General features: G+C 71.7%; 19 protein-coding genes. 8 read left to right on the forward strand and 11 right to left on the reverse strand.

Going from position 1 to position 22,327, the window contains the following annotated elements; translation table 11 throughout:
- Nucleotides 1–286: 286 nt before the first annotated feature.
- Nucleotides 287–1,519, reverse strand: a complete 1,233-nt coding sequence (ilvA, locus tag IG78_RS0132230; protein ID WP_030569950.1) for a threonine ammonia-lyase — start codon at nt 1,517–1,519, stop codon at nt 287–289.
- 145 nt (nt 1,520–1,664) lie between these two features.
- On the opposite strand from ilvA, the gene IG78_RS0132235 reads away from it, so the two are divergent.
- The 3 genes from IG78_RS0132235 to IG78_RS0132245 all read left to right on the forward strand — a co-directional run bounded on the left by IG78_RS0132235 (nt 1,665) and on the right by IG78_RS0132245 (nt 3,072).
- Nucleotides 1,665–2,177, forward strand: a complete 513-nt coding sequence (locus tag IG78_RS0132235) for a MarR family winged helix-turn-helix transcriptional regulator (RefSeq protein ID WP_030569953.1) — start codon at nt 1,665–1,667, stop codon at nt 2,175–2,177.
- Between the two features lie 137 nt (nt 2,178–2,314).
- A complete protein-coding gene (locus IG78_RS0132240; protein ID WP_030569955.1) occupies nt 2,315–2,821 on the forward strand; it encodes a sigma factor-like helix-turn-helix DNA-binding protein in 507 nt (168 codons plus the stop codon).
- Nucleotides 2,818–3,072 carry a hypothetical protein gene (locus IG78_RS0132245; protein ID WP_030569960.1) on the forward strand — a complete coding sequence of 85 codons (255 nt, stop codon included), beginning with the start codon at nt 2,818–2,820 and terminating at the stop codon, nt 3,070–3,072. The genes IG78_RS0132240 and IG78_RS0132245 overlap by 4 nt, the downstream gene beginning before the upstream one ends.
- A gap of 40 nt (nt 3,073–3,112) precedes the next feature.
- Here IG78_RS0132245 and IG78_RS0132250 read toward each other — a convergent pair whose 3' ends face one another.
- On the reverse strand, nt 3,113–4,267 hold the full coding sequence (locus tag IG78_RS0132250) for a cystathionine gamma-synthase (RefSeq protein ID WP_030569963.1): 1,155 nt from the start codon (nt 4,265–4,267) through the stop codon (nt 3,113–3,115).
- 132 nt (nt 4,268–4,399) lie between these two features.
- Here IG78_RS0132250 and IG78_RS0132255 point away from each other — a divergent pair, with 132 nt between their 5' ends.
- The 3 genes from IG78_RS0132255 to IG78_RS0132265 all read left to right on the forward strand — a co-directional run bounded on the left by IG78_RS0132255 (nt 4,400) and on the right by IG78_RS0132265 (nt 7,258).
- On the forward strand, nt 4,400–5,569 hold the full coding sequence (locus IG78_RS0132255; protein ID WP_030569966.1) for a hypothetical protein: 1,170 nt from the start codon (nt 4,400–4,402) through the stop codon (nt 5,567–5,569).
- Between the two features lie 210 nt (nt 5,570–5,779).
- A complete protein-coding gene (gene msrA, locus IG78_RS0132260; RefSeq protein WP_030569969.1) occupies nt 5,780–6,448 on the forward strand; it encodes a peptide-methionine (S)-S-oxide reductase MsrA in 669 nt (222 codons plus the stop codon).
- A 15-nt stretch (nt 6,449–6,463) separates the two neighbouring features.
- Nucleotides 6,464–7,258, forward strand: coding sequence for an alpha/beta fold hydrolase (locus IG78_RS0132265; protein WP_030569972.1), 795 nt, complete (start codon nt 6,464–6,466; stop codon nt 7,256–7,258).
- Nucleotides 7,259–7,542: 284 nt separating this feature from the next.
- Here IG78_RS0132265 and proP read toward each other — a convergent pair whose 3' ends face one another.
- The 3 genes from proP to IG78_RS0132280 form a co-directional block, all read right to left on the reverse strand.
- Nucleotides 7,543–9,111 (reverse strand): glycine betaine/L-proline transporter ProP, encoded by a 1,569-nt coding sequence (proP, locus tag IG78_RS0132270; RefSeq protein ID WP_030569975.1) that lies wholly within the window; start codon nt 9,109–9,111, stop codon nt 7,543–7,545.
- A 411-nt stretch (nt 9,112–9,522) separates the two neighbouring features.
- Nucleotides 9,523–9,909, reverse strand: a complete 387-nt coding sequence (locus tag IG78_RS0132275) for a VOC family protein (protein ID WP_030569978.1) — start codon at nt 9,907–9,909, stop codon at nt 9,523–9,525.
- Nucleotides 9,910–10,050: 141 nt separating this feature from the next.
- Complete coding sequence (locus IG78_RS0132280; RefSeq protein WP_030569981.1) at nt 10,051–11,103, reverse strand: NAD(P)-dependent alcohol dehydrogenase; 1,053 nt, start codon at nt 11,101–11,103, stop codon at nt 10,051–10,053.
- A 147-nt stretch (nt 11,104–11,250) separates the two neighbouring features.
- Between IG78_RS0132280 and IG78_RS0132285 the strand changes: the two genes are divergently transcribed.
- The gene (locus IG78_RS0132285; protein ID WP_225882308.1) at nt 11,251–12,357 is read left to right on the forward strand and encodes a helix-turn-helix transcriptional regulator; all 1,107 of its coding nucleotides are present in this window, start codon (nt 11,251–11,253) and stop codon (nt 12,355–12,357) included.
- A gap of 167 nt (nt 12,358–12,524) precedes the next feature.
- Here IG78_RS0132285 and IG78_RS0132290 read toward each other — a convergent pair whose 3' ends face one another.
- The 3 genes from IG78_RS0132290 to IG78_RS0132300 all read right to left on the reverse strand — a co-directional run bounded on the left by IG78_RS0132290 (nt 12,525) and on the right by IG78_RS0132300 (nt 17,972).
- The gene (locus tag IG78_RS0132290; RefSeq protein ID WP_051853116.1) at nt 12,525–15,845 is read right to left on the reverse strand and encodes a S8 family peptidase; all 3,321 of its coding nucleotides are present in this window, start codon (nt 15,843–15,845) and stop codon (nt 12,525–12,527) included.
- A gap of 303 nt (nt 15,846–16,148) precedes the next feature.
- The gene (locus tag IG78_RS0132295) at nt 16,149–17,396 is read right to left on the reverse strand and encodes a L,D-transpeptidase (protein ID WP_030569989.1); all 1,248 of its coding nucleotides are present in this window, start codon (nt 17,394–17,396) and stop codon (nt 16,149–16,151) included.
- A 237-nt stretch (nt 17,397–17,633) separates the two neighbouring features.
- Entirely contained in the window at nt 17,634–17,972 is a 339-nt protein-coding gene (locus IG78_RS0132300) for a hypothetical protein (protein WP_030569992.1), read from the reverse strand.
- Nucleotides 17,973–18,083: 111 nt separating this feature from the next.
- Between IG78_RS0132300 and IG78_RS0132305 the strand changes: the two genes are divergently transcribed.
- Nucleotides 18,084–18,389 (forward strand): LPXTG cell wall anchor domain-containing protein, encoded by a 306-nt coding sequence (locus tag IG78_RS0132305; protein ID WP_225882307.1) that lies wholly within the window; start codon nt 18,084–18,086, stop codon nt 18,387–18,389.
- Nucleotides 18,390–18,541: 152 nt separating this feature from the next.
- On the opposite strand, the gene hutH is transcribed toward IG78_RS0132305, so the two are convergent.
- The 3 genes from hutH to IG78_RS0132320 form a co-directional block, all read right to left on the reverse strand.
- Nucleotides 18,542–20,083, reverse strand: coding sequence for a histidine ammonia-lyase (gene hutH / locus IG78_RS0132310; RefSeq protein ID WP_030569997.1), 1,542 nt, complete (start codon nt 20,081–20,083; stop codon nt 18,542–18,544).
- Between the two features lie 109 nt (nt 20,084–20,192).
- Nucleotides 20,193–21,374: a GGDEF domain-containing protein gene (locus IG78_RS0132315; protein WP_030570000.1), complete on the reverse strand. Its 1,182-nt coding sequence runs from the start codon at nt 21,372–21,374 to the stop codon at nt 20,193–20,195.
- A 136-nt stretch (nt 21,375–21,510) separates the two neighbouring features.
- Entirely contained in the window at nt 21,511–22,305 is a 795-nt protein-coding gene (locus IG78_RS0132320) for an enoyl-CoA hydratase/isomerase family protein (protein ID WP_030570004.1), read from the reverse strand.
- Nucleotides 22,306–22,327 lie beyond the last annotated feature (22 nt).

Raw genomic sequence — 22,327 nt, forward strand, 5'->3', positions numbered from 1 at the left:
AATGCGTCAGGGGGCTACCTGGCAAAAAGTTTAGGTTTGTCGGGTCCTGCTTGCCCAACGCTTTTCCTGGCGTCGGCATGCCAGGACACTAACGCGATACATCGCGTCTGTTCAACGGGAACGGCGAAGTCCGTATGTCCCCTCGGTGCACGCACGTCCACACGCGGCGCACGCGGCACCCCCGCACGCCCCCGGAAGGCGGTCCCCTCACCCGACGACCGCCCTCACCCACGGCCGGGCGTCCCCTCACCCGACGACCGCCCTCACCCGACGACCGGCCGTCCCCTCAGCCGATGACCAGGTACCCCGCCGCCCGCAACGCCCCGCCGACCTCGGCGCAGTGTTCCGGGCCCTTCGTCTCCAGTTGGAGCTCCACCTCCGCCTCGGTGAGGCCGAGCCGGGGGTCGGTGCGTACATGGCGTACGTCCAGGACGTTGGCGTCCACCTCCGACAGCACGCCGAGCAGCGTGGCAAGCGCGCCAGGGCGGTCCGTCAGGCGCAGCCGCAGCGACAGATAGCGGCCCGCCGCCGCCATGCCGTGGCGCAGGGTGCGCTGCATCAGGAGCGGGTCCACATTGCCGCCGGAGAGCAGCGCGACGACGGGGCCGCCCGCGAAGGCGCCCGGGTCGCTCAGGAGCGCGGCGACCGGGCTCGCGCCCGCGGGTTCGACGACCATCTTCGCCCGCTCCAGACAGAGCAGCAAGGCACTGGACAGCTCGTCCTCGGAGACGGTGACGATCTCGTCCACGAGTTCCTCGACGATGCGGAACGGCACGTCCCCGGGCCGCCCCACCTTGATGCCGTCCGCCATGGTCACCGGATTGTCGACGGACACCGGCCGCCCCGCGGCGAGCGAGGGCGGGTACGCGGCGGAGCCCGCGGCCTGCACACCGACAAGCCGCACGTCCGGGCGCACCGCCTTCACGGCCACGGCGATGCCCGCGGCGAGCCCGCCACCGCCCACGCCGACGACGACGGTGCGCACCTCCGGGCACTGCTCCAGGATCTCCAGGCCGACGGTGCCCTGCCCGGCGACGACGTCCGGGTGGTCGAAGGGGTGGATGAAGACCGCGCCGGTCTCCCTGGCGTAGTCCTGCGCCGCGGCCAGCGTCTCGTCGACGACCTGGCCGCGCAGGCGGACCTCCGCGCCGTACTCCCGGGTCGCCGCGACCTTCGGCAGCGGGGCGCCGACCGGCATGAACACCGTCGAGCGCACGCCGAGCAGCGAGGACGCGAGGGCCACGCCCTGGGCGTGGTTGCCCGCGCTGGCCGCGACGACGCCGGCGGCGCGCTCCTCGGGCAGCAGCCCGGAGATCCGCACATAGGCGCCGCGCAGCTTGAAGGATCCGGTCCGCTGGAGGTTCTCGCACTTCAGGTGCACCGGGGCACCGACGAGCCGCGAGAGGTGCCGGCTGCCTTCCATGGCGGTGACCCGGGAGACGCCGACGAGCATCTTCTGTGCGCCGCGCACGTCGTCGAGCGTCACCGACGGAAAGGAGCGAGTGGTGCGGTAGCTCATGACTGCAGTCTCGCAGTTCACGCCCGCCTCCTCTCCGTGTGACCAAGCCGCGAGACGGGTTTGCGCAGCGCCGGTACGGGTAGCGCCGGGGCCGCGTACCCTGTCCCCCAATCCACCACTCTTCACATGAAGTGAGCCCCCGGCCATGCCCACAACTCCGGACATGACGACCGCCAGCGATCCCGGCCTCCTCGACACGCTCCAGCACCAGGTCGCGGTGTTCGCGCGGCGCGCGGAGCAAACCCGCCTCGGCGGCGTCGGACAGGTCCGCAACTCCATGGATCGCGCCGCGTACCTGCTGCTCAACCGCCTCGACAAGGAAGGGCCCATGGGCGTCAAAGCGCTAGCGGCAAGCATGGGCATCGACTCCTCGACCGTGACCCGCCAGGTCGCACCGCTGGTCGACACCGGCCTGGTCAAGCGCACATCGCACCCCGAGGACGGCCGCGCGGTCGTCCTCCAGTTGTCGCCGCGCGGGCAGGCCCGCCTCGACGAGGTCCGCTCCTCGCGGCGCGAACTGATGGCGGAGCTCACCCAGGACTGGGCTCCGGAGGAACGGGAGAGCTTCACGACCCTGCTCACCCGCTTCAACACGGCGCTCTCGGCGCGACAGTCATCGCAGGCACTACCGGACACCGTCGCTCCGGCCGACTCCTGAGCCACCGGCCGCGGTTCGCCGACTGCCGCGGCCGGGCCCCGAGCGGATCGTTCCGCTCGCGCAGGGCTCTTGACCTGGGCGCCGTGCCTGGCCTCAGATGAAACCGGGTCCCCCGATGCCGAACGGCGGGAGGCGCGGTGCGAGAGCGGCAGGCCGCCCAACAGGCCCGCCGTGCCCGGGAGTTCCAAGCGTTCGTCGCGGGCGCGGCAGGCCGCCTTCTGCATGCCGCCACGCTGCTCACCGGCGAGCGCCCCGATGCCAACCCGCGCGCGCGGGTCCTGCTCACCGGGGCGCTCGCCGCCACCTATGCCTCCTGGGACCGGCTCCGCGGCGAAGATCCCTACGACCGCACCCGTACCGCCCTGGTCGTCCGTTTCGCCCGCGGTGCCTGGCGGCGGCCCCGCGCGCACGGGGGCCTGCTCGACCGGCTCTCCCCACAGGAGCGGCTCGTGCTCGTCCTGCGGCTCTACGAGGGCGTGGCCGAGGAGCAGACGGCCGCGCTGCTCGGGCTGCCCGTCGAACGGGTACGGGCGCTTTCCGCGCGGGCCGTCGCCGCGGTGCTCCATCCGCCGCGCGGGCCCGCGCCCGCCGCGGCGCAGCCCCAGGTGCCGCCCACCGCGCTCGGGAAGGCGGCCTCTCCATGAGTCAGCAGGAGCGCCGTGAGGCGGCCGTGCGGCAACTGCTCGACGCGGGCGGGCCCGCGCCCGTACCGCCCGATCTGCACACCGACGCCGTGCGCCGCGGCGCGGGCATGCTGCGGCGGCGCACCGTGCTGCGGCGCGCCGGCTGGCTGCTGCTGCTCGCCGCCGTCCTCGCCTTCGCCGTCTGGGCGGCGGACGCGAGGCCGTGGACGGAGCCCCCGTCCCGGACCACGCCACCGCTCACACGCTGGTAGCGGCCGGGAACGGGGCATACGCCGCCGAACCCGCGGCCTCCTAGCCGAGCGCCTGCGTCAGGTCCGCAAGGAGGTCGTCGGCGGACTCGATGCCTACGGAGAGGCGCACCAGGTCGGCGGGGACCTCCAGGGCGGAGCCCGCGGTGGAGGCGTGCGTCATCCGGCCGGGGTGCTCGATGAGGGACTCGACGCCGCCGAGGGACTCACCGAGGGTGAAGAGGCGGGCGCGGTCGCAGACCTCGACGGCCGCTTCCTCGCCGCCTTCGACCTGGAAGGACACCATGCCGCCGAAGGCCTTCATCTGCTTGGCCGCGACCTCGTGGCCCGGGTGCGAGGCGAGCCCGGGGTAGAGGACCTTCGTCACGCGCGCGTGCTGCGTGAGCATGTCCACGATGCGCTCGGCGTTCTCGCTGTGCCGGTCCATGCGGACGGCGAGGGTCTTGATGCCCCGAAGAACCAGCCAGGAGTCGAAGGGCCCGGCCACGGCGCCCATGGCGTTCTGGTGGAAGGCCAGCTCCTCGCCGAGCGCGTCGTCGTTCACGACGAGCGCGCCGCCGACGACGTCGGAGTGCCCGCCCATGTACTTCGTCATGGAGTGCACGACCACGTCGGCGCCGAGGGCGAGCGGCTGCTGGAGGTAGGGGCTCGCGAAGGTGTTGTCCACGACGAGCTTCGCCCCGGCCTCGCGGGCGATCCGGGCCGTGGCCTCGATGTCGGTGATGCCGAGGAGCGGGTTGGACGGGGTCTCCACCCACACCGCCTTGGTGCGCGGCGTGATCGCGGCGCGCACCGCGGCCGGGTCGGAGGTGTCGGCGACGGACCACTCCACGCCCCACCGCGAGACGACCTTGGCGAACAGACGGAACGTGCCGCCGTACGCGTCGTTGGGGATGACCACGTGGTCACCGGGCCCGAGCAGCGTACGCAGCAGGCAGTCCTCGGCGGCGAGGCCGGAGGCGAAGGCGAGGCCGCGGCGGCCGCCTTCGAGGGCCGCGAGGTTCTCCTCCAGGGCGGTGCGCGTCGGGTTGGCGCTGCGGCTGTATTCGTAGCCGCCGCGCAGTCCGCCGACTCCGTCCTGCTTGTACGTGGACACCTGGTAGATGGGCGGGACGACGGCGCCGGTCAGCGGGTCGGCGGTGTTGCCCGCGTGGATGGCGACGGTCTCGAAGTTCTGGCTGCTGTGCGAGTCACTCATGCGGCCTGAGCGTAATGCGGCGCGGCGCCCGGGGCCGGGCGGGTGGGGGCCCGCGGGCTCGGCGCGGAGCGGTTCGGCCAGGGGCGCGGCCAGGTTGGCCAATTGTCACAGGCTTCTGGTTCGCTTGTACGTATGGAGATTCTCTGGGTCCTGATGGCCCTGGTCATGATCGGCGCGGTCCTCGGCCCCTATCTGCTGCGCAGGCGCGGCGGGATCCGTCAGGTCCACCCGAGCTCCCCGGACGCGGCGGACCCGGCGAACTACGGCTTCGCGCTCCAGGAGGAGCTGGACATCCGCATGCCGGGCCCGGACGCCGACCTCCTGGAGGTCCTCGACCTGGTGCAGCGTACGCAGGACTGGCGTGCCGCGTCCCAGCTCCTTGCCGGTACGGAGGTGCACGGGGAGCAGCGCTGGCAGCGCGTGCAGGCCTTCGCGGGTGCCGCGTCCTTGGAGCTGGCGCGGCGGCCCGGCCAACAGGAGGGGCAGCGCGAAGCGCTTCGGCCAGGGGCGGCGGTCGGGTGGCGGGCGGGCGACACCCCCGGAGGGCAGTGGCTGCGGGTGTGGCGGGCGGAGGCCCCGAAGGACGCGGGCGGCGCCGCGGTGCACGCGGAGTTCCTGGTGCAGCAGGCCTGGCGCTCCTCCACGCCCGGTACGGACGAGTTCCGGATCATCCTGGAGGAGGCCAAGGAGGCCTGCGCGCAGGCGGCCCTGCTCTCCCCCGGCGACCCGATCCCGTACATCGTGGAGCTGTCCATCGCCCGTGGCCTCGCCTATCCGCGCGCGGAGTTCGAGCAGCTCTGGCTGAAGATCCTGGACCGCGCCCCGGCGCACATGGGGGCGCACCTGGCGGCGCTGCACTACTGGTGCGAGAAGTGGCACGGCACCCGCGAGGAGGCGTACTCCTTCGCGGAGGCCGCCGCGACCCGTGCCCCGCAGGGCTCCCTGCTCTCCGCGCTCCCGCTGTTCGCGGTGTACGAGCACCTGCCGGAGGTCAATCTGGTCCGCGGGTTCTACGAGAGCGAGGTCGTGACGAAGGCGATCGAGGGCGCCCAGTTCGCGGTGCACTCGGCCCGCGCGGGCGACCCGATGCTGGCGCACGTCCGCCACCTCCTGGTGTTCTTCCTGGTCCGCTGCGAGCGCTGGGGCGAGGCGATGCACCAGTTGGTGCACGTCGACGGCCATGTGGGCGCCCTGCCCTGGACCGTGTCGAGCGACCCGGCGGCGGACTACGCGGTCTACCGCGCCCTGGCCGTCGCGGGGTACGAGGCCAACGGCGGCAGCCCGGCGACCCTGCCGCACTGAGCGGCGCCCCGCGCTCCGGGACCCCGTGCGACCGGCAGGAATGTCCCCGGCCACCCCGTCGTTGTACGTACACCCCGCACCGTCACGCACCGCACCGTCACGCCACGCACGCCACGCACGCCACGCACGCCACGCACGCCACGCACGCCACGCACGCCACGCACGCCACGCACGCCACGCACGCCACGCACGCCACGAGGAGAGAAGCACATGATCTTCGGCCGCACACCCGCGCTCCCCACGCCCGAGGAGGCCCTGAAGGGCCGCGCGACGCCCGAGTTCGAGGTGCCCTCGCTGCACACCGTCCTCGGCAACGCCCTGCTCGGCCCCTACCCCGAGGGCCTGGAGGTGGCCGACTTCGCGCTCGGCTGCTTCTGGGGTGCCGAGCGCAAGTTCTGGCAGACGGACGGCGTCTGGACGACCCTCGTCGGCTACCAGGGCGGATACACCGAGAACCCCGCCTACGAAGAGGTCTGCTCCGGCCTCACCGGTCACGCGGAAGCCGTACGCGTCGTCTTCGACCCCACCAAGGTCACCTATGCCGAGCTCCTGAAGCTCTTCTGGGAGTCGCACGACCCGACCCAGGGCTTCCGCCAGGGCAACGACGTGGGCACCCAGTACCGCTCCGCGATCTATACCCACTCCCCCGCCCAGGAAGCCGCGGCCACCGCGTCCCGTGACGCCTACCAGCAGGTCCTGACCGCCTCGGGGCACGGCACGATCACCACGGCGCTGCTGCCCGCCGAAGGCCGCACGTTCTGGCCCGCCGAGGCCCACCACCAGCAGTACCTGGACAAGAACCCGGACGGCTACTGCGGCATCGGCGGCACCGGCGTGAGCTGCCCGATCGGCGTCGCCAAGGCCGGCGACGGCGCCTGATCCCGCCCCCGCCCCATGCCCCATGCCCACGCCCCCGACGGCACCGCCCTCCACTACGAGCTGCACGGCTCCGGTGAACCCCTGGTGCTGCTCAGCGGGCAGTCCAACAGCCGCCGGTGGTGGGACCCCGTCGTCGCGGACTTCGCCGCCGCGTACACGACCGTCACCGTCGACTGGCGCGGGACCGGCGAGAGCGACCGGCCCGACACCGACACCTACAGCACCCGTGGGTTCGCCGCCGACGTGACGGCCGTGCTCGACGACGCCGGGATCGGGCGTGCGCATGTGTACGGCACCTCGATGGGCGGCCGGGTCGCCCAGTGGCTCGCCGCCGACCGCCCGGAGCGGGTCGAGCGGCTCGTGCTCGGCTGTACGTCGCCGGGGGCGCCGCACGGCGTCGAGCGCGGGCCCGAGGTGCGGCGGGCGCTCGCGCAGGCCGACCCGGCCGCGGCCCGGCGGGGGCTCCTGGAGCTGATGTACACGCCCGCGTGGATCGCCGCGCAGGAAGCCGCGGGGCGCACGGAGTTCACCACCCTCGGGGACCCTGCCATGCCCGCGCACGCCCGCCGCCGCCATCTGCGCGCCAGCGCCCGGCACGACGCGTGGGACGCGCTCCCGCGGATCGAGGCACCGACGCTCGTCGTGCACGGCGGCGACGACACGTTCAACCCGACCGCGAACGCCGCCCTCATCGCGGGCCGCGTACCGAACGCCCGGACACAGCTCGTCCCGGGCGCCCGGCACGCCTACTTCGAGGAGTTCGCGGAGGTCGCGACGCCCCTGGTACTCACGTTCCTGGACGGCTCCTAGGAGGCCTCGCGTTCCTGGGCGGCCTAGGAGGCCTCGCGTCCTGGGCGGCTCCTAGGGGGCCTCACGTTCCTGGGCGGCTCCTAGGGGGCCTCACGTCCCTGGGCCCCCTAGGAGGCCCGGCCTCACAGATGGCGCGGCGGACTGTTCCGGATCGCCGAACGGCGGGCCCACAGCGCGCAGATCAGCAGGACCAGACCAGCGAAGCTGTACGCCCAGGCGTCCGTGGTGCCGGTGGCGGCACCGATTCCCGGGACCGCCGGACCGAACCAACTTGGCGCCCCGGGTCACTCACCCCGTTCGCCGGACCGCTCTCCCGGCTTCCGTGACGCCTTGCCGCCCCCGCGGGGATGCCACAGCCGTAGCCAGAGGTCCCGTGCGTTCCGGCCCTCCTCGACTCGGCTGCGGGCGACCACTTCGCGGGCCTCGCCCTGGGTCTCGACCATCGGGCCCGAGCCGCGCAGCGGTTGTCCCGCCGTCTCGTGCAGGAAGAACGTCGACACCAGACCGATCACTCCGGCCACCATCAAGTAGTAGCCGGGGATCAGGGTGTTACCGGTCTGTTCGACCAGGAACGAGGCGAACAGCGGGGTGGTGCCGCCGAACAGGGACACCGAGATGTTGAAGGCGATCGACAGGGCGCCGTACCGCAGCCGGGTGGGGAACAGGGCAGGCAGCGTGGCCGCCGCCGTACCGGCGAAGCACACCAGGAGCAGTCCGAGGATCGCGCAGCCGAACGCGGGGAAGAGGATGCCGCCCTCGCGGATCAGCAGGAACGCGGGCACGGACAGCGCGATCAGGGCGATGCTGCCGCCCATGAACATCGGGCGCCTGCCCCACCGGTCGGAGCTGCGGCCCACGGTGGTGATGGCGAGCGCGACGAGCAGCATGGTGCCGAGCACGAGCAACTGCGCGGTGGTGTCGCTCTCCCCCAGGGTCACCGTCATGAACGTCGGCAGATACGACGTGACCATGTAGTTGGTGACGTTGTAGAGCAGCACCAGACCCATGCAGATGAGGACCGCCTGCCAGTGCCGGGTGAAGATCTCCTTGAGGCGGCCCTTGCCGGACTGGCGGGCCTCCTCGACGGGATCGCCGCCGTCCTGCCCCTCGCCCTGTCCCTCGCCGTCCCCCCGCGCGGCCGCCGCCGAGGCGATCTCCTGCTTGAACGCGGGCGTCTCCTCCAGCTTCAGGCGCATGTAGAGGCCGATGACGCCGAGCGGTCCCGCGATGAAGAACGGGATGCGCCAGCCCCAGCTCTCCAGGCCGTCCGAGCCGAGCGTCAGCGTGAGGACGGTGACGAGGCCCGAGCCCAGGGAGTAGCCGACGAAGGTGCCGAAGTCGAGCCAGCTACCCAGGAATCCGCGCCGCTGGTCGGGGGCGTACTCGGCGATGTAGGTGGTGGCGCCCGCGTACTCGCCGCCGGTGGAGAAGCCCTGGACGAGTCGGCACAGCAGGAGCAGCAGCGGGGCGGCGAAGCCGATCGAGGCGTACGACGGCAGGAAGCCGACCGCGAAGGTGCTCGCCGCCATCATGATCATGGTCGCGGCGAGGACGCGCTGCCGGCCGATGCGGTCGCCGAGCGGCCCGAAGACGAGCCCGCCGAGGGGACGTACGACGAAGGCCGCGGCGAAGGTGGCGAAGGTGGCGACGACCTGGGCACCGGGCGAGCTCGACGGGAAGAAGACCTTGCCGAGCGTGCCCGCCAGATAGGCGTAGACGCCGAAGTCGAACCACTCCATGGTGTTGCCGAGCGCGGCGGCCGACACCGCGCGCCGCACCATCGGCTGGTCCGAGACCGTGACGTCCCCGGGGCTCAGCGACTTCTTGCGGCGGCGAAGGAGCGTGCGCGCCATGCGGTCGGTCGCCGCCGAGCGGGCCTTGGGCGCCGTGTCCGTCTCGGGCCCGCCGGGTCGTCGTGGCGTTCCGCGTGGAGTGCCTCTCGCCATGAACCCTGTCCCCTCCTGCCGACCAAGAGAAAGCTGTGCCGCCGCAAAATTAAGCCGCCCCCTAGGGAGCGGCAAGGCGACGATTCCCTTCTGCGCCCGTTCCCGGACGCAACGGATTCACACATGGTCCTTGGCGGAGAGAGGGGGGACAGCTATGGGGCTCGGCGCGGACGTACGCCCGTACGGATGAGCGGACGCACGCCCGCACGGTTGAGGGGGCGCACGCCCGCACGGTTGAGGGGGCGGCCCGAAGGCTCGCCCCCCCGAGGCACCGCGCCCGGCCCCCGCCCGGTCGCCCCCGACCCTTACGGTGCCGGGTCAGTCCCCCGACCCGTACGGCTTGGTGAGGATCTCCAGCTTGTGGCCGTTCGGGTCGTCCCAGTACAGACCGCGGCCGCCGTCGTTCGTATTGATCTGGTTGTCCAGCTTGTGGTACGGGTCTGCCCAGTATGTGAGACCGCGCTCCTTGATGCGTTCGAAGATCGCGTCGAACTCGTCCTCGGAGACCAGGAACGCGTAGTGCTGGGCCACGAACGGCTCGCCGTCGCCCTCGTAGTAGTCGAGTGTGACGCCGTTGGGGATGGTCACCGGGATGAACGGGCCGTACTGCGGGCTGACTTCGAGACCCAGGATGTCGGCGAGGAACTGCGCCGAGGCCTTCTTGTCCTCGGCCACGACAATGGTGTGGTTCAACTCGATGGTCATCGTGCGGACCTCCTCGTAGATGACATCCACCACGGTAGGCGCGCGGACCGGACCCGGGAATCGGCCGACGGGCCGGGGCGGACTGCGCTCTGCGCCCTAGGCCCGGGGTCGCAGTCGCATTCCGGTCAGTCGCGCCATCCGTCAGATCGTCGCCGCGTCGATCACGAAGCGGTAGCGCACATCGCTGGCGAGGACCCGTTCGTACGCCTCGTTGATCTGCCCGGCGGAGATCAGCTCGATCTCGGCGCCCAGGCCGTGCTCGGCGCAGAAGTCCAGCATCTCCTGGGTCTCCCTGATGCCGCCGATGGCGGAGCCCGCGAGGGTCTTGCGCTGGAGCATGAGGGAGAAGACGTTCAGCGAGACGGGCTCCTCGGGGGCGCCGACGTTCACCAGGGCGCCGTCCGTCTTGAGCAGTCCCAGGTACTGGTCGAACGGCAGCGGCGCGGAGACCGTGGACACGATCAGGTCGAAGGACCCGGCGAGCCGCTCGAAGGTGCTCTCGTCGCTGGTCGCGTAGTAGTGGTCGGCGCCGAGGCGCAGGCCGTCGTCCTTCTTGCGCAGGGACTGCGAGAGGACGGTCACCTCGGCGCCCATGGCGTGCGCGATCTTCACGGCCATGTGGCCGAGGCCGCCGAGCCCGACGACGGCCACCTTCTTGCCGGGGCCCGCGTTCCAGTGGGCGAGCGGGGAGTACGTGGTGATGCCCGCGCACAGCAGCGGCGCGGCCACGTCGAGGGCGAGGCCGTCGGGGATGCGCAGCGTGAAGGCCTCGTCGACGACGATCCGCGCGGAGTAGCCGCCGAGGGTGGGCTCGCCGTTCTTGTCGAGGGCGTTGTACGTCTGGATGTTGCCCTTGTCGCAGTACTGCTCCAGGCCCGCCAGACAGTTCGCGCACTCGCGGCAGGAGTCGACCATGCAGCCGACGCCGACGCGGTCACCGGCCTTGAACTTGGTGACGTCGGCACCGACCTCCGCCACCACACCGGCGATCTCGTGCCCCGGGACCATCGGGAAGATGCCCTCGCCCCAGCCGTCACGGGCCTGGTGGATGTCGGAGTGACAGATACCGGCGTACTTGACGTCGATGAGGACGTCGGACGGGCCGACGGGGCGGCGCTCGATGGTGGTGCGCTCCAGCGGAGCCTTGGCGGAGGGAGCGGCGTAAGCGGGTACGTCCATAGTCTGTGCGGTCATGTTTTCGAGGCTGCCACCTGCGCAGACAGTCACCCAGCCCTCTATTGCGCCTACGTCCGGCAGGCGTGGCACGGGCCTGCGTACCACTGCTCTGCCTACTACTGGCAGGAACAGGCTGGCGCCCGGGGGAGGCCGGATACTGGACGTATGGACGAGAACGCGCCCGCCGACCGCAGCCGCACCACCGACGCGTCCGCGGCGCCGCAGCCGCAGGCGCACACGTACACGCAGGCACCGCAGGCGCAACAGCAGGCACCGCAGCCGCCGCCGCAGCCACAGCCGCCGCAACCGTCGCCGCAGGCACCGCAGGCACCGCAGGCGCAGCAGCAGGCACCGCAACCGTCGCCGCAGGCACCGCAGCCACAGGAACCGCAGCCGCAGGCCCCGCAGCCGGAGACTCTCGACCCCCGCGCCGAGCTGAGCGAGTTCCTGCGCACCCGCAGGGCCCGCCTCCAGCCCCACGACGTCGGGCTGCCGAGCTACGGCCGCCACCGGCGCGTTCCCGGGCTGCGGCGCGAGGAACTGGCGCAGCTCGCCGGGGTGTCGGTGGCGTACTACACCCGCCTGGAACAGGGCAACGGCCGCAATGTGTCGGGCGAGGTCCTCGACTCCATCGCGCGGGCCCTGCGGCTGAGCGACGCCGAGCACGCGCACCTCACGCACCTGGCGAAGCCGACCGCGCACAAGAAGAAGAAGGCCACCCGCACCCAGCACCTGCGGACCGAGCTGCGGCACCTGATGGACGCGATGGACGGCGTGCCCGCCTACGTCCTCGGCCGCCGCTCGGAGATCCTCGGCTGGAACCGGATGGCGGCGGCGCTCTTCGGCGACTGGGCCGAGCTCCCGCGTGAGGAGCGGAACTGGGCGCGGCTCACCTTCCTGAACGCGGAGATGCGCGAGCTGTTCCACGAGACGTGGGAGCAGAAGGCGTCGGACATCGTCAGCTTCCTGCGCATGGAGGCGGGCTGCTACCCCAACGACCCGATGCTTTCCGCCCTGGTCGGCGAACTGTCCGTGAAGAGCCCGGAGTTCCGGAGCCTGTGGGCCACCCACGACGTGCGGGAGAAGAGCCACGGCGTGAAGCGCCTGCGGCACCCCGTGGTGGGCGAGCTGACCCTGTCGTTCGAGTCGACGCGGCTGCCCGACGACCACGACCAGACCCTGGTGATGTACCACGCCGAACCGGCGTCCCCGTCGGCCGAGGGCCTCGCGCTCCTGTCGAGCTGGGGCGTGGAACGCCCCGCACACCGGTAGCGTCCGGCGCACCGGGGGCGCCCGGAGTACCGGTGACGCCCGGCGCACCGGCGGCGTCCGGCGCACCGGCGGCGCCCCGCACACCGGCGGCGTTCAGCGCACCGGTGGGCGGCCGCGACACGACCGCGCGGCGCCGAGCCCACCCGGCGCCGCGCGACGTCGCTAGCTCACTTCCCGTAATACGCGTTGTAGATCGAGACCGCGGACTTGTTGCCCTTCTTGTCCGTGATCTTGGCGTGGAACGAGATCCCCTTGCCCTGCTCCGGGTTCTTGACCTCGATCTTGCCGTTCTTGACCTTCACCTGCTCCCACTTCTGCCCGTAGTCGTAGCTGACGTAGGTGTACAAGGTCTTGAGCTGGTCACCGGCCGCGGCACCCTGCACCGTCACCGGCACCGACTGCTTGGCGCCCGCGGGGGCACGGCTGTCGAGTCCGACGGCCGCGTTGAAGCGCACGCCGGACACCGGAAGGGCGGTGACGGCGGTCGTCCGCTTCGAGCGGAAGGTCCAGTTGGCATCCACTCGGGTGGAGGCGGCGGACACCGCGACCCCGCGCCGCACCGACGTCGACAGCTTGTACTCGGCGTCGCCCGCCGGAGCCTTGAAGCTCTTCTCGCCGGTCAGCGGATCGTCGTTCTCCCCGATCTGGGTCCCGTCGCGCGTCAGGGTCGTCTTGACCGAGCTGTACCTGGAGCCGCCCGCGTGGGTCTTGCCGTCGGCGAACAGCGGCAGGAAGCCGGTGATGGTGTCGCCGTCGCGCGAGACGCCGTAGCTGCCGCCGACGCGCGGCCCGAAGACGGCGGTGTTGAACGTCTTCGTGTACGTCTTGCCGCCGGTGAACGCCTGCGGCTTGCCCAGGGTGTAGGAGGCGTCGACGACCGGCGAGCCGTCCGGGCCCGCCTCGCCGAGTTGCGTGAACTCCATCCCCCAGGTGGCCTTGTCGACCGTGGACAGATAGAGGGTGCGGGTGCCCGGCGCCTTCTGCGGAATGCCGATCGCGGTGCCGATGAAGCTGCCGGGCAGCCCACCGAACGCGTTGATCACGGCCGTCTTGCCGCTGGAGGACGCCCCGAGCCCGGCCTTCACCGTGGCGAAGTCGGCTTCCCGGTAGTCCTTGGTGTAGCCGGTCGCGAGCTGCTTGACGACACCGCCGGACACGGCGCTGTACTGCGCCTTCTCACCCCTGGACCAGTGTCCGTCCCACCGCTGGAGCAGCGATCCGTCGGTGATCTGCGGGCCGAGGTGGGCGCTGCGGAACCCGGTGTAGGAGTCCAGCCACCAGCCGAAGCCGAAGCTGTCCCCGCCGGCGGTGATCTCGTACGAGGGAGCGGCGAACTCGGACTTGACGGCCGACGAGGGCACACTGATGTCGACGGGCTTGGCGGTCCGCGCGTCCACCGTCAGCGTCGCGTCCTTGGTGACGGCCAGCTTGGGCTGCGCGATCCAGTCGGCGCCCTTGGTGACGTCCTGCGGGTCGACGAAGACACCGGCGTCAAGGGCGTAACCGCCCTTGGGCACCCGCACCTTGGCGGTCCCCGACGGGTCGTTCACCGGCAGCCAGAGGTCCTTGCCGAGCCCGGCCAGGCCGCTGAGGGTGGTGTTGTGGAACTTCGAGGGCTGTCCGTCGCGGCCGATGTGCTTGACCGTCAGGTCGTACGACTCCACCTCGCGGTCGACAGCGGCCGCCGTGCGGACGCTCTGGCCGCCGCCGTTCGCCACGATGTACGCGGAGTAGGCGCCGTCGACCGTGCCGCCGAGCCGGGTGTCGGCGCTCAGGTCGACCGAGGCCGTGCCGCCCGCGGGGACGGTCACCTTCTTGGCGGCCAGGGTGAAGAAGCCGTCGGGGGCGGGCTTGCCCTTGGGGTCGGTGGCCTCGGCGGTGAGGTCGAGGGTGACCTCCTCCTTGCCGAGGTTGCGGTAGGTGACCTTCTTGGTGACCGGCTTGTCGTCGGTGTGCGGCCACAACTGGGTGCCGAAGCTGACGGAGGCGGGCTCGGCGACGACCGACTGCTTGATGGCCCGGTCCACGGCGACGCGGCCGGAGCCCTGCTGGAAGGCGGTGTACTTGCCGGGCTTCGTGGACGCGGTGAGCGCGCCCTTCAGCTCGGGCTGCCTCCAGTCCGGGTGCTGCTGCTTGAGCAGGGCGGCGGCGCCCGCGACGTGCGGGGCGGCCATCGACGTACCGGAGATCGTCAGATAGCCCTCGGGGCTCTGGCCGACCTCCTTCTCTATCTCGCTGCCGGGCGCGGCGGCCGCGGTGATGTCGACGCCGGGCGCGGTCACGTCGGGCTTGATCGCGCCGTCGCCGACGCGCGGGCCCCTGCTGGAGAACGGCGCCAGCTTGTCGGCGTCGTCCACGGCGCCGACGGTCAGGGCGGCGTCCGCGCTGCCGGGCGAGCCGATGGATCCCGGCGAGCCGGAGTTGCCCGCGGAGACGGCGAAGAGGATGCCCTTGTCGGCGGAGACCTTGTCGATCTGGGCTTCCAGCGGGTCGACGCCGGGGGTGTCGAGGCCGCCGAGGCTCAGGTTGACCACGTCGGCGCCCTGGGCGGCGGCCCAGTCGATGCCCGCGATGATCCCGGAGTCGTCACCGGAGCCGGTGTCGTCGAGCACCTTGCCGTTGAGGATCTTGGCGCCGGGGGCGACGCCCTTGTACGCGCCGTTCTTGGCGCCCGTGCCCGCCGCGGTGGAGGCGACGTGGGTGCCGTGGCCGACGCGGTCCTTGGTGTCGGGCGAGGGCGTGAAGTCCTCGGCGGCGACGACCTGGTCCTTGAGGTCGGGGTGGGTGGCGTCGACGCCGGTGTCCAGGACGGCGATCTTGACGCCCTTGCCGTCGTACCCGGCCTCCCAGGCCTTGGGAGCGCCGATCTGCTTGACGCTCTTGTCGAGGCTCGCTCGGCGCACGCCGTCCAGCCAGACGCGGCTGATCCCGGCGGCGGTGGTGCGCACCCCGTCCCGCTCGGCCGTCAGGGCCTGCCACAGCTTGCCCGCGTCCTGCTTGGGCGTGAGCACCGCGTCGGCGTTGAGGGTCTTCAGGGAGCGGCGGAGTTCGGTGCCGCCCGCCTCGCGCACGTCGGCCTTGGCGCCCGCGGCGGCGCCCTTGTAGCGGACGATGACCTTCAGGCCCTGCTTCTGGGCGGCGCGGTTGTGCTTCTTGCTCAGCTCGGTGACGTCGAAGAGGCGCTGGTCGAGCGTGCCGTCGGCGATCAGGCGCTGGGCGTCGGCGGGTATGACGAGCGTGTGCCCGTCGTGCCGTGAGGTGTGCACGGGTATGCGCTCACGGCCCTTGGCCGGCCCGAAGGCGGTGACGCGGCCCGTGGTGTCGACGGTGACGCGGTCCCCGGTGAGGAGCGTGATGTGGTGCCGTACCGGCACGCGGACGTCGTCCGCCACCGTGCCTGCCGCGCGGACGTCGTCCGGGACGGCCTGCGCCGGGCTGGTCATGCCCGCCGCGAGCGCCACGGCCGCGGCGGTGGCGACACCGGCCACGGCCACACGTCGGGCGCCGACCGGTCTTTGGGCTTTGCGCACTTGTCTGAGCAAGTTTTCCCCCTCGGGTGAAAGCTCTGAGTCACGCAGTATGTCGAGGGGGACGATATCTGCTCAACTGTGAGGCAGAAGTAATTAGTTGGTGTTGTTGGCCGGTTCAACATGGTGCCGCAACAAAGCGGACCGAACGGACCGCCGTCCACATACGCGAAGGCGGCCCGCACCCTCGTCGGGGTGCGGGCCGCCTTCGCGTGCCGTTGTCGCAGGCCGGGGCCCGGACGGGCCGGTTCGGGCCGGTTCGGGTCAGACGGCGGAGCCCGCCGTCCACTGCGACCAGCTCATGTTCCAGCCGTTGAGGCCGTTGTCCGGGGCGACGATCTTGTCGCCGGTGTTACGGACGTCCACGACGTCACCGGTGATCGTGTTCCGGAAGAACCAGGAACCCGGCGTCGACTTGTCGCCCGCGCCCTTGGCGTCCCGCAGACCGATGCAGCCGTGGCTGGTGTTGGCGCTGCCGAAGATCGACGGGGCGCCCCAGTAGTTGCCGTGGATGAAGGTGCCGGAGCTGGACAGACGCATGGCGTGCGGCACGTCCTTGATGTCGTACTCGCCCTTGCCGTCGCTGTCCGTGAAGCCGACGGTGGCGCCGTTCATACGGGTCTCCTTGAACTTCTCGGAGATCACCATCTTGCCGTTGTACGTCTTGTTGTCCGGCGAGCCCGCGGAGATCGGGATGGTCTTGACGACCTTGCCGTCCCGCATGATCTTCATCTGCTTGGTCTTGGCGTCCACGACCGAGACCTGGTTGCGGCCGATCTTGAACTTGACGGTCTTCTGCTGCACGCCGTACACCCCGTCGGCGCCCTCGACGCCGTCGAGGGACAGCTTCAGGGTGACCGTGGAGTGTTCCTTCCAGTAGTCCTTGGGGCGGAAGTCCAGGCGCTGGTTGCCGAACCAGTGCCCCACGATCTTCTGGCCGCCGGTGGACGACACCTCGACGGCCGACTGCACGGCCTTCTTGTCGGTGATGGCCTTGTCGAAGCTGATCGACACCGGCATGCCCACGCCGACCGTGGAGCCGTCCTCGGGCGTGAAGCTGCCGATGAAGCTGTTGGCCTTCGAGACGGTCGTGAAGGACGAGTTCTCGTGCGCCTTGCGGCCCTCGGAGTCCTTCGCCGTCACGGAGATCTTGTAGGTGGTGGCGCGCTCCAACTGCGTGCTGGGCTTCCAGGTCTTCTGGTCCGCCGATATCCGGCCCTCGACCGCGGTGCCGCCCTCGCCCTTCATGGTCACGTCCGTGAGCGTGCCCTCGCTCACCGTGACCTTGGCGTCGCTGTTGATACTGGCGTTGTCGGAGCCGTTCTCCGGCGCAATACTGATCTTGGCCACGGACGTCTTCTTCGCCGCCGCCTCGTCAACCTGGCCCTGCGACTCCTTGCCGCCGCCACTTTTGTCGCCGCCGCTGTCGTCGCTACAGGCAGAGAGCACCAGCACCCCACCGACCAGGGCGGACACGGCCACCAGACCCCTGCGCCGCTTGCTGTCCGTCATTACTCGCTTCTCCATCGTCGCCGAATCCCCAAGACCCCGCGGGTCCCCCCGCAACCCCGCCTAACGCCTTCCCCGGTACATCCCGTTCCCTTTCCGCCGAAGATGTGGGGAACAACACGTCGTCCGCCGCGGCTGGGACCGCCCTGCGTGCGGGACACGACAGAGCCCCGGGCGGCGGCTGCCGCCCGGGGCTCCTGATGCGGAGACAAGCGTCCCGGGACGCGGTCCGCCGCTGTCCTACGGCTCTTCGTCGTCGTCCTCGGCGCCATCATGCTCGTCCGGGTCCCAATCCGGCGAATCGGGGTCGTAGTCGATCACTTCGCTGCTCCAGGAGGCCTGGGTGAGCTCCACCCCGGGCACCTCGCCGATCAGGTCGACGGGGTCCACGAGGTAGGCGAGCGCCTCGGCGTCGTCCTCCTTGACGGCCGCCTCCGCGTGCTCCCGCTCGGCGGCGGGCATGTGGGGGTCTTCCGCGATGCGCCCGAGCGCGGTCCCGCGCAGGTCCTCGGACCCGTCGACCTGGACCACCAATTCGACGCGCAGTCGCACAAAGCGTGATGTCTCGTACGTACTCATAAGCCGGAGCGTAAGGCCCCGTACCGGCATGGCTTTCCCGCGACCCGCGCCTTTCACTAGCATCGCCCCAGACGGCCAATTCGCCAGTACCACAAGGGGGATCCACTTCCCGTGATCGCACGTCGACCGCTGTTGACCGCAGGCCTGGCAGGGGCTCTGCTCATCGCCCTGTGGTTCGTCCCCTCCGCGAAAGCGACAGCGACGCCGGGCTCGCCCGGCGGCACCGCACGACACTCGGCCGGGTTCGCGGCCGAGACGCCGTACGAGAAGACCCACGAGACGGCCCACGAGGGCCACCTGGCCGACACCGGCAGCATCGACACGACTCCGTACGTGGCCGGGGGCACGGCGTTCCTCGGCCTCGGCGCGGGATTCGTGCTGTATTCGGTACGGCGGGAGCGCGCGGAAGCGTGCTGACCGCCTGAGCCGGGACGCCTGGCGTCCCGCCTCCCCCGAGAAAACCGTCGGCCCCGGCCCGGGAAGTCCCGGACCGGGGCCGCACGCAAACGACCGGACCGGAACTGCGGGCAGAGACCGAACCGGGGTCGCGGGCAGACAATCGAAGCGGATCAGGCCAGCGCCACCCCGGTCGCTCCCTCCACGGCGGTGACGAGCAGCCCCTCGCTCACGAAGGCGTCGGCGGCCGCGAGGTCGGGGGCGAGATAGCGGTCGGGGCCCGGACCCTGGACACCGGCCTCGCGGACGGCCGCTATGACGGCACGGCTCGCGGGCGCCGGGGTCAGCCCCTCACGGAGCTCGATCGCGCGCGTCGCGGCGTACAGCTCGACGGCGATGACGCGGCGGAGGTTCGCGACGGCCGTGCGCAGCTTGCGCGCGGCGGACCACCCCATGGAGACGTGGTCCTCCTGCATGGCGGAGGAGGGAATGGAGTCGGCGGACGCCGGCACGGCGAGCCGCTTCAGCTCGCTCACCAGGGCGGCCTGCGTGTACTGGGCGATCATCAGACCCGAGTCGACGCCCGCGTCGTCCGCGAGGAACGGCGGCAGGCCGTGCGAGCGGTTCTTGTCCAGGAGCCGGTCGGTGCGGCGCTCGGTGATCGAACCGAGGTCGGCGGCGGCGATGGCGAGGAAGTCGAGCACGTACGCCACCGGGGCGCCGTGGAAGTTGCCGTTGGACTCCACGCGCCCGTCCGGCAGGACGACGGGGTTGTCGACGGCGGCGGCCAGCTCCCGCTCGGCGACCGTACGGGCGTACGCGAGCGTGTCCCGGCCCGCGCCCGCGACCTGCGGGGCGCAGCGCACCGAGTAGGCGTCCTGCACGCGGGGCGCGTCGTCCTGGTGATGTCCGGTCAGACCGGAACCGGCGAGGACGGCGGCCATGTTGGCGGCGGACGCGGCCTGGCCCGGGTGCGGGCGGATGGCGTGCAGCTCGGGGGCGAGGACCTTGGCGGTGCCGAGCAGGGCCTCCAGGCTCAGAGCGGCGGTGACGTCGGCGGACTTGTACAGGACGTCCAGGTCGGCGAGGGCCATGACCAGCATGCCGAGCATGCCGTCGGTCCCGTTGAGCAGGGCGAGGCCCTCCTTCTCGCGGAGCTCGACGGGCGTGATGCCGTGCTCGGCGAGCAGCTCGCCCGCGGGCCGCACGGTGCCGTCCGCGGCCTCGGCGTCACCCTCGCCCATCAGCGTCAGGGCGCAGTGGCTGAGCGGGGCGAGGTCGCCGGAGCAGCCGAGGGAGCCGTACTCGTGGACGACCGGGGTGATACCGGCGTTCAGGACATCGGCCATGGTCTGCGCGACCTCGGGCCGCACTCCGGTGTGCCCCGAGCAGACGGTCTTCAGCCGCAGGAACATCAGCGCGCGCACGACCTCCCGCTCGACGCGCGGTCCCATGCCCGCCGCGTGCGAGCGGACGATGTTGCGCTGGAGCTGGGCGCGGAGTTCCGGGCCGATGTGCCGGGTGGCGAGCGCGCCGAAGCCGGTGGAGACGCCGTAGACGGGCTCCGGCTTGGCCGCGAGCGCGTCCACGATCTCGCGGGCCGCTGCGAGGGCGGCGACGGCGTCCTCGCCGATCTCGACGCGCGCGTCGCGGCGGGCGACGGCGATGACGTCCTCTGCGGTTGTGCCGGTGGTTCCAAGCACCACGGTCTGCATATCCATATTCAGGAGCGTACGCATTGAAACCCGCCCTGTCACGGGTCCGCTCCCGCCCTGCCCCTTACCGCCCCCGTGAGGGCCTGGCGGGCCGGTCCGCAGGAAGGCCCTACCGCCCCCGGAAGCGCCGCCGCTCCCCCTGCCCCGGCGGCTGTACGGAGTCGGCGAGCCGGACGACGGGATCGTCACCTCCCTCGCCTCCCTCCCGCCCGGCGACCACGGGTTTCCCCGCACGCGCGGCCTTCGCCCGGTACTGGGCGGCATCGGCGAGCCGGAACAACCGCCGGGCGCTGCGCACGGCCCCGATCGGGTCCCCGGTGGAGGCGACGCCGCAGGCGACCCCGTCCCCGAGCTCCAACTCGTCGGCGCGCACACACACTTCATCGGCGACCCGGACCACCTCGTCGGCGGTGGGCCCCACCGAGAGCAGACAGAACTCGTCCCCGCCGAGCCGCGCGGCAAGGGCCCCCGGCAGCATCGCGCCGCACAGCGAGAGCACCGACCCGAAGCGCTCGAGGAGCCGGTCGCCGACGGCGTGCCCGCGGGTGTCGTTGACGTGCTTGAGCCCGTTCAGGTCACATACGACGAGGCTCACCACGGCGCCCTCGGCCCGGTGCCGCTCCACGGCCTCGTCGAGGCGCAGGTCCACCGCGCGACGGTTGGCGAGCCCGGTAAGGGAGTCGGTGAAGGCGAGGCGGCGGGCCTCCTCAAGGCGCTCGGTCTGGGCGATCCCGGCGGCGACGACGGAGGCGAGCACGGAGGCGAAGTCGGCGTCGCCGTGCTCGAAGGCGGGCGCTCCCGCGGCCCGCGCGACATACAGCTCGCCCCAGGCCCGCCCGTGCAGCACGATCGGCGCGACGACACAGCTCCCGCGCCCGCGCCGCCGCAGGGCGGCGACACGCTGATGACAGTACCCGGCCCCCCGCCCGTAGCCCGGTGCCCCTCCGGGCCCCCCAGCCCCTGCGGGCCCTTCGGCGGTCTCCACCCAGGCATGCGGCTCCCCGCCCCCGGCCCACCGCTCGTGCAGGAACTCGGTGATCTCGGGGAACTGATGTACGGGGTAGGCCTCGCCGTCGGGGAACTCCTCCTCCCCAGGCGTACGTTCACCGGCGTTCACGAGCACGCGAAGGCGACCGCGCTCGCGCTCCCAGACCGACAGCGCGGCGAAGCTGCCGCCGAGGGCGATCATCGCGCCCTGGGCAGCGGCGCGCCAGGACTCACGCGGAGTGTGAGCGGCGGCCATGCCCTGTGCCAGGGCCACGACGGCACGCAACCGAACGTCCTCACCCATTGCTCCAGGTTACGGACATTTCCCGCAAGGGCTCTCCCGGCACCCCAGAAGACCCAAGCCCCACACCCGCCACCCACCACCGGACACCGGACACCGGACACCCGCCAACGGACACCCACCACCCAACACAACCGGACTACTCTCCGGGCCACTCCGGCTTCCGCTTCTCGTTGAAGGCGGCGACGCCCTCGGCACGGTCGCCCGAGAAGGCGACGGAGCGCCAGGCGGCGTCCTCGACCTCAAGGCCCGCGGCCAGATCGAGCCCGTGCCCGAGGCGCAGGGCGCGCTTGGCGGCGCGGAGACCGACCGGCGAGTTCCCGGCGATACGGGCGGCGATGGCGAGGGCTTCGTCACGGTCTTCCCCGACCCCGGCGACGATGTCGACGAGCCCGAGCTCCTTGGCCTCGGCGGCTTCCACGCGCCGGGCGGAGAAGATGAGTTCGGCGGCGCGGGCGGCACCCACGCGCCGCGGAAGGAGCTGCGTACCACCGCCGCCGGGAATCACGCCGACGGACACTTCGGGCAGCCCGACCACGGCGGTGGGATCAGCGACGATCACGTCACACGACAGAGCGAGCTCGAACCCGCCGCCCAGGGCGAACCCGTGCACGGCGGCGATGGTGGGCATGGGCAGTTCAAGAACTCCCGTGTAGGCACCACGGGCGATGGGCCGCTGCCGCACCAGTTCGGCGTCGCTGAGGGAATTCCGCTCCTTGAGATCGGCGCCCACGCAAAAGGCCCGCTCATGGGTGGAACTGACAACAACAACCCGCACACTCCGGTCCGCGGACAGCGCGACGCACGCATCCCGGATGGACCGAGCCATATCACTGGAGACGGCGTTCATGGCGCGCGGCCGGTCGAGGGCGAGCTCGGCCACGTACCCGTGCCGCCGGACCTCCACGAACTCCCCGAACCGCTGCGCGCCCATGATCCCTCCACCTCAGGTTAAC

The sequence above is a fragment of the Streptomyces aureocirculatus genome (assembly GCF_000720475.1).
Taxonomy (GTDB): domain Bacteria; phylum Actinomycetota; class Actinomycetes; order Streptomycetales; family Streptomycetaceae; genus Streptomyces; species Streptomyces aureocirculatus.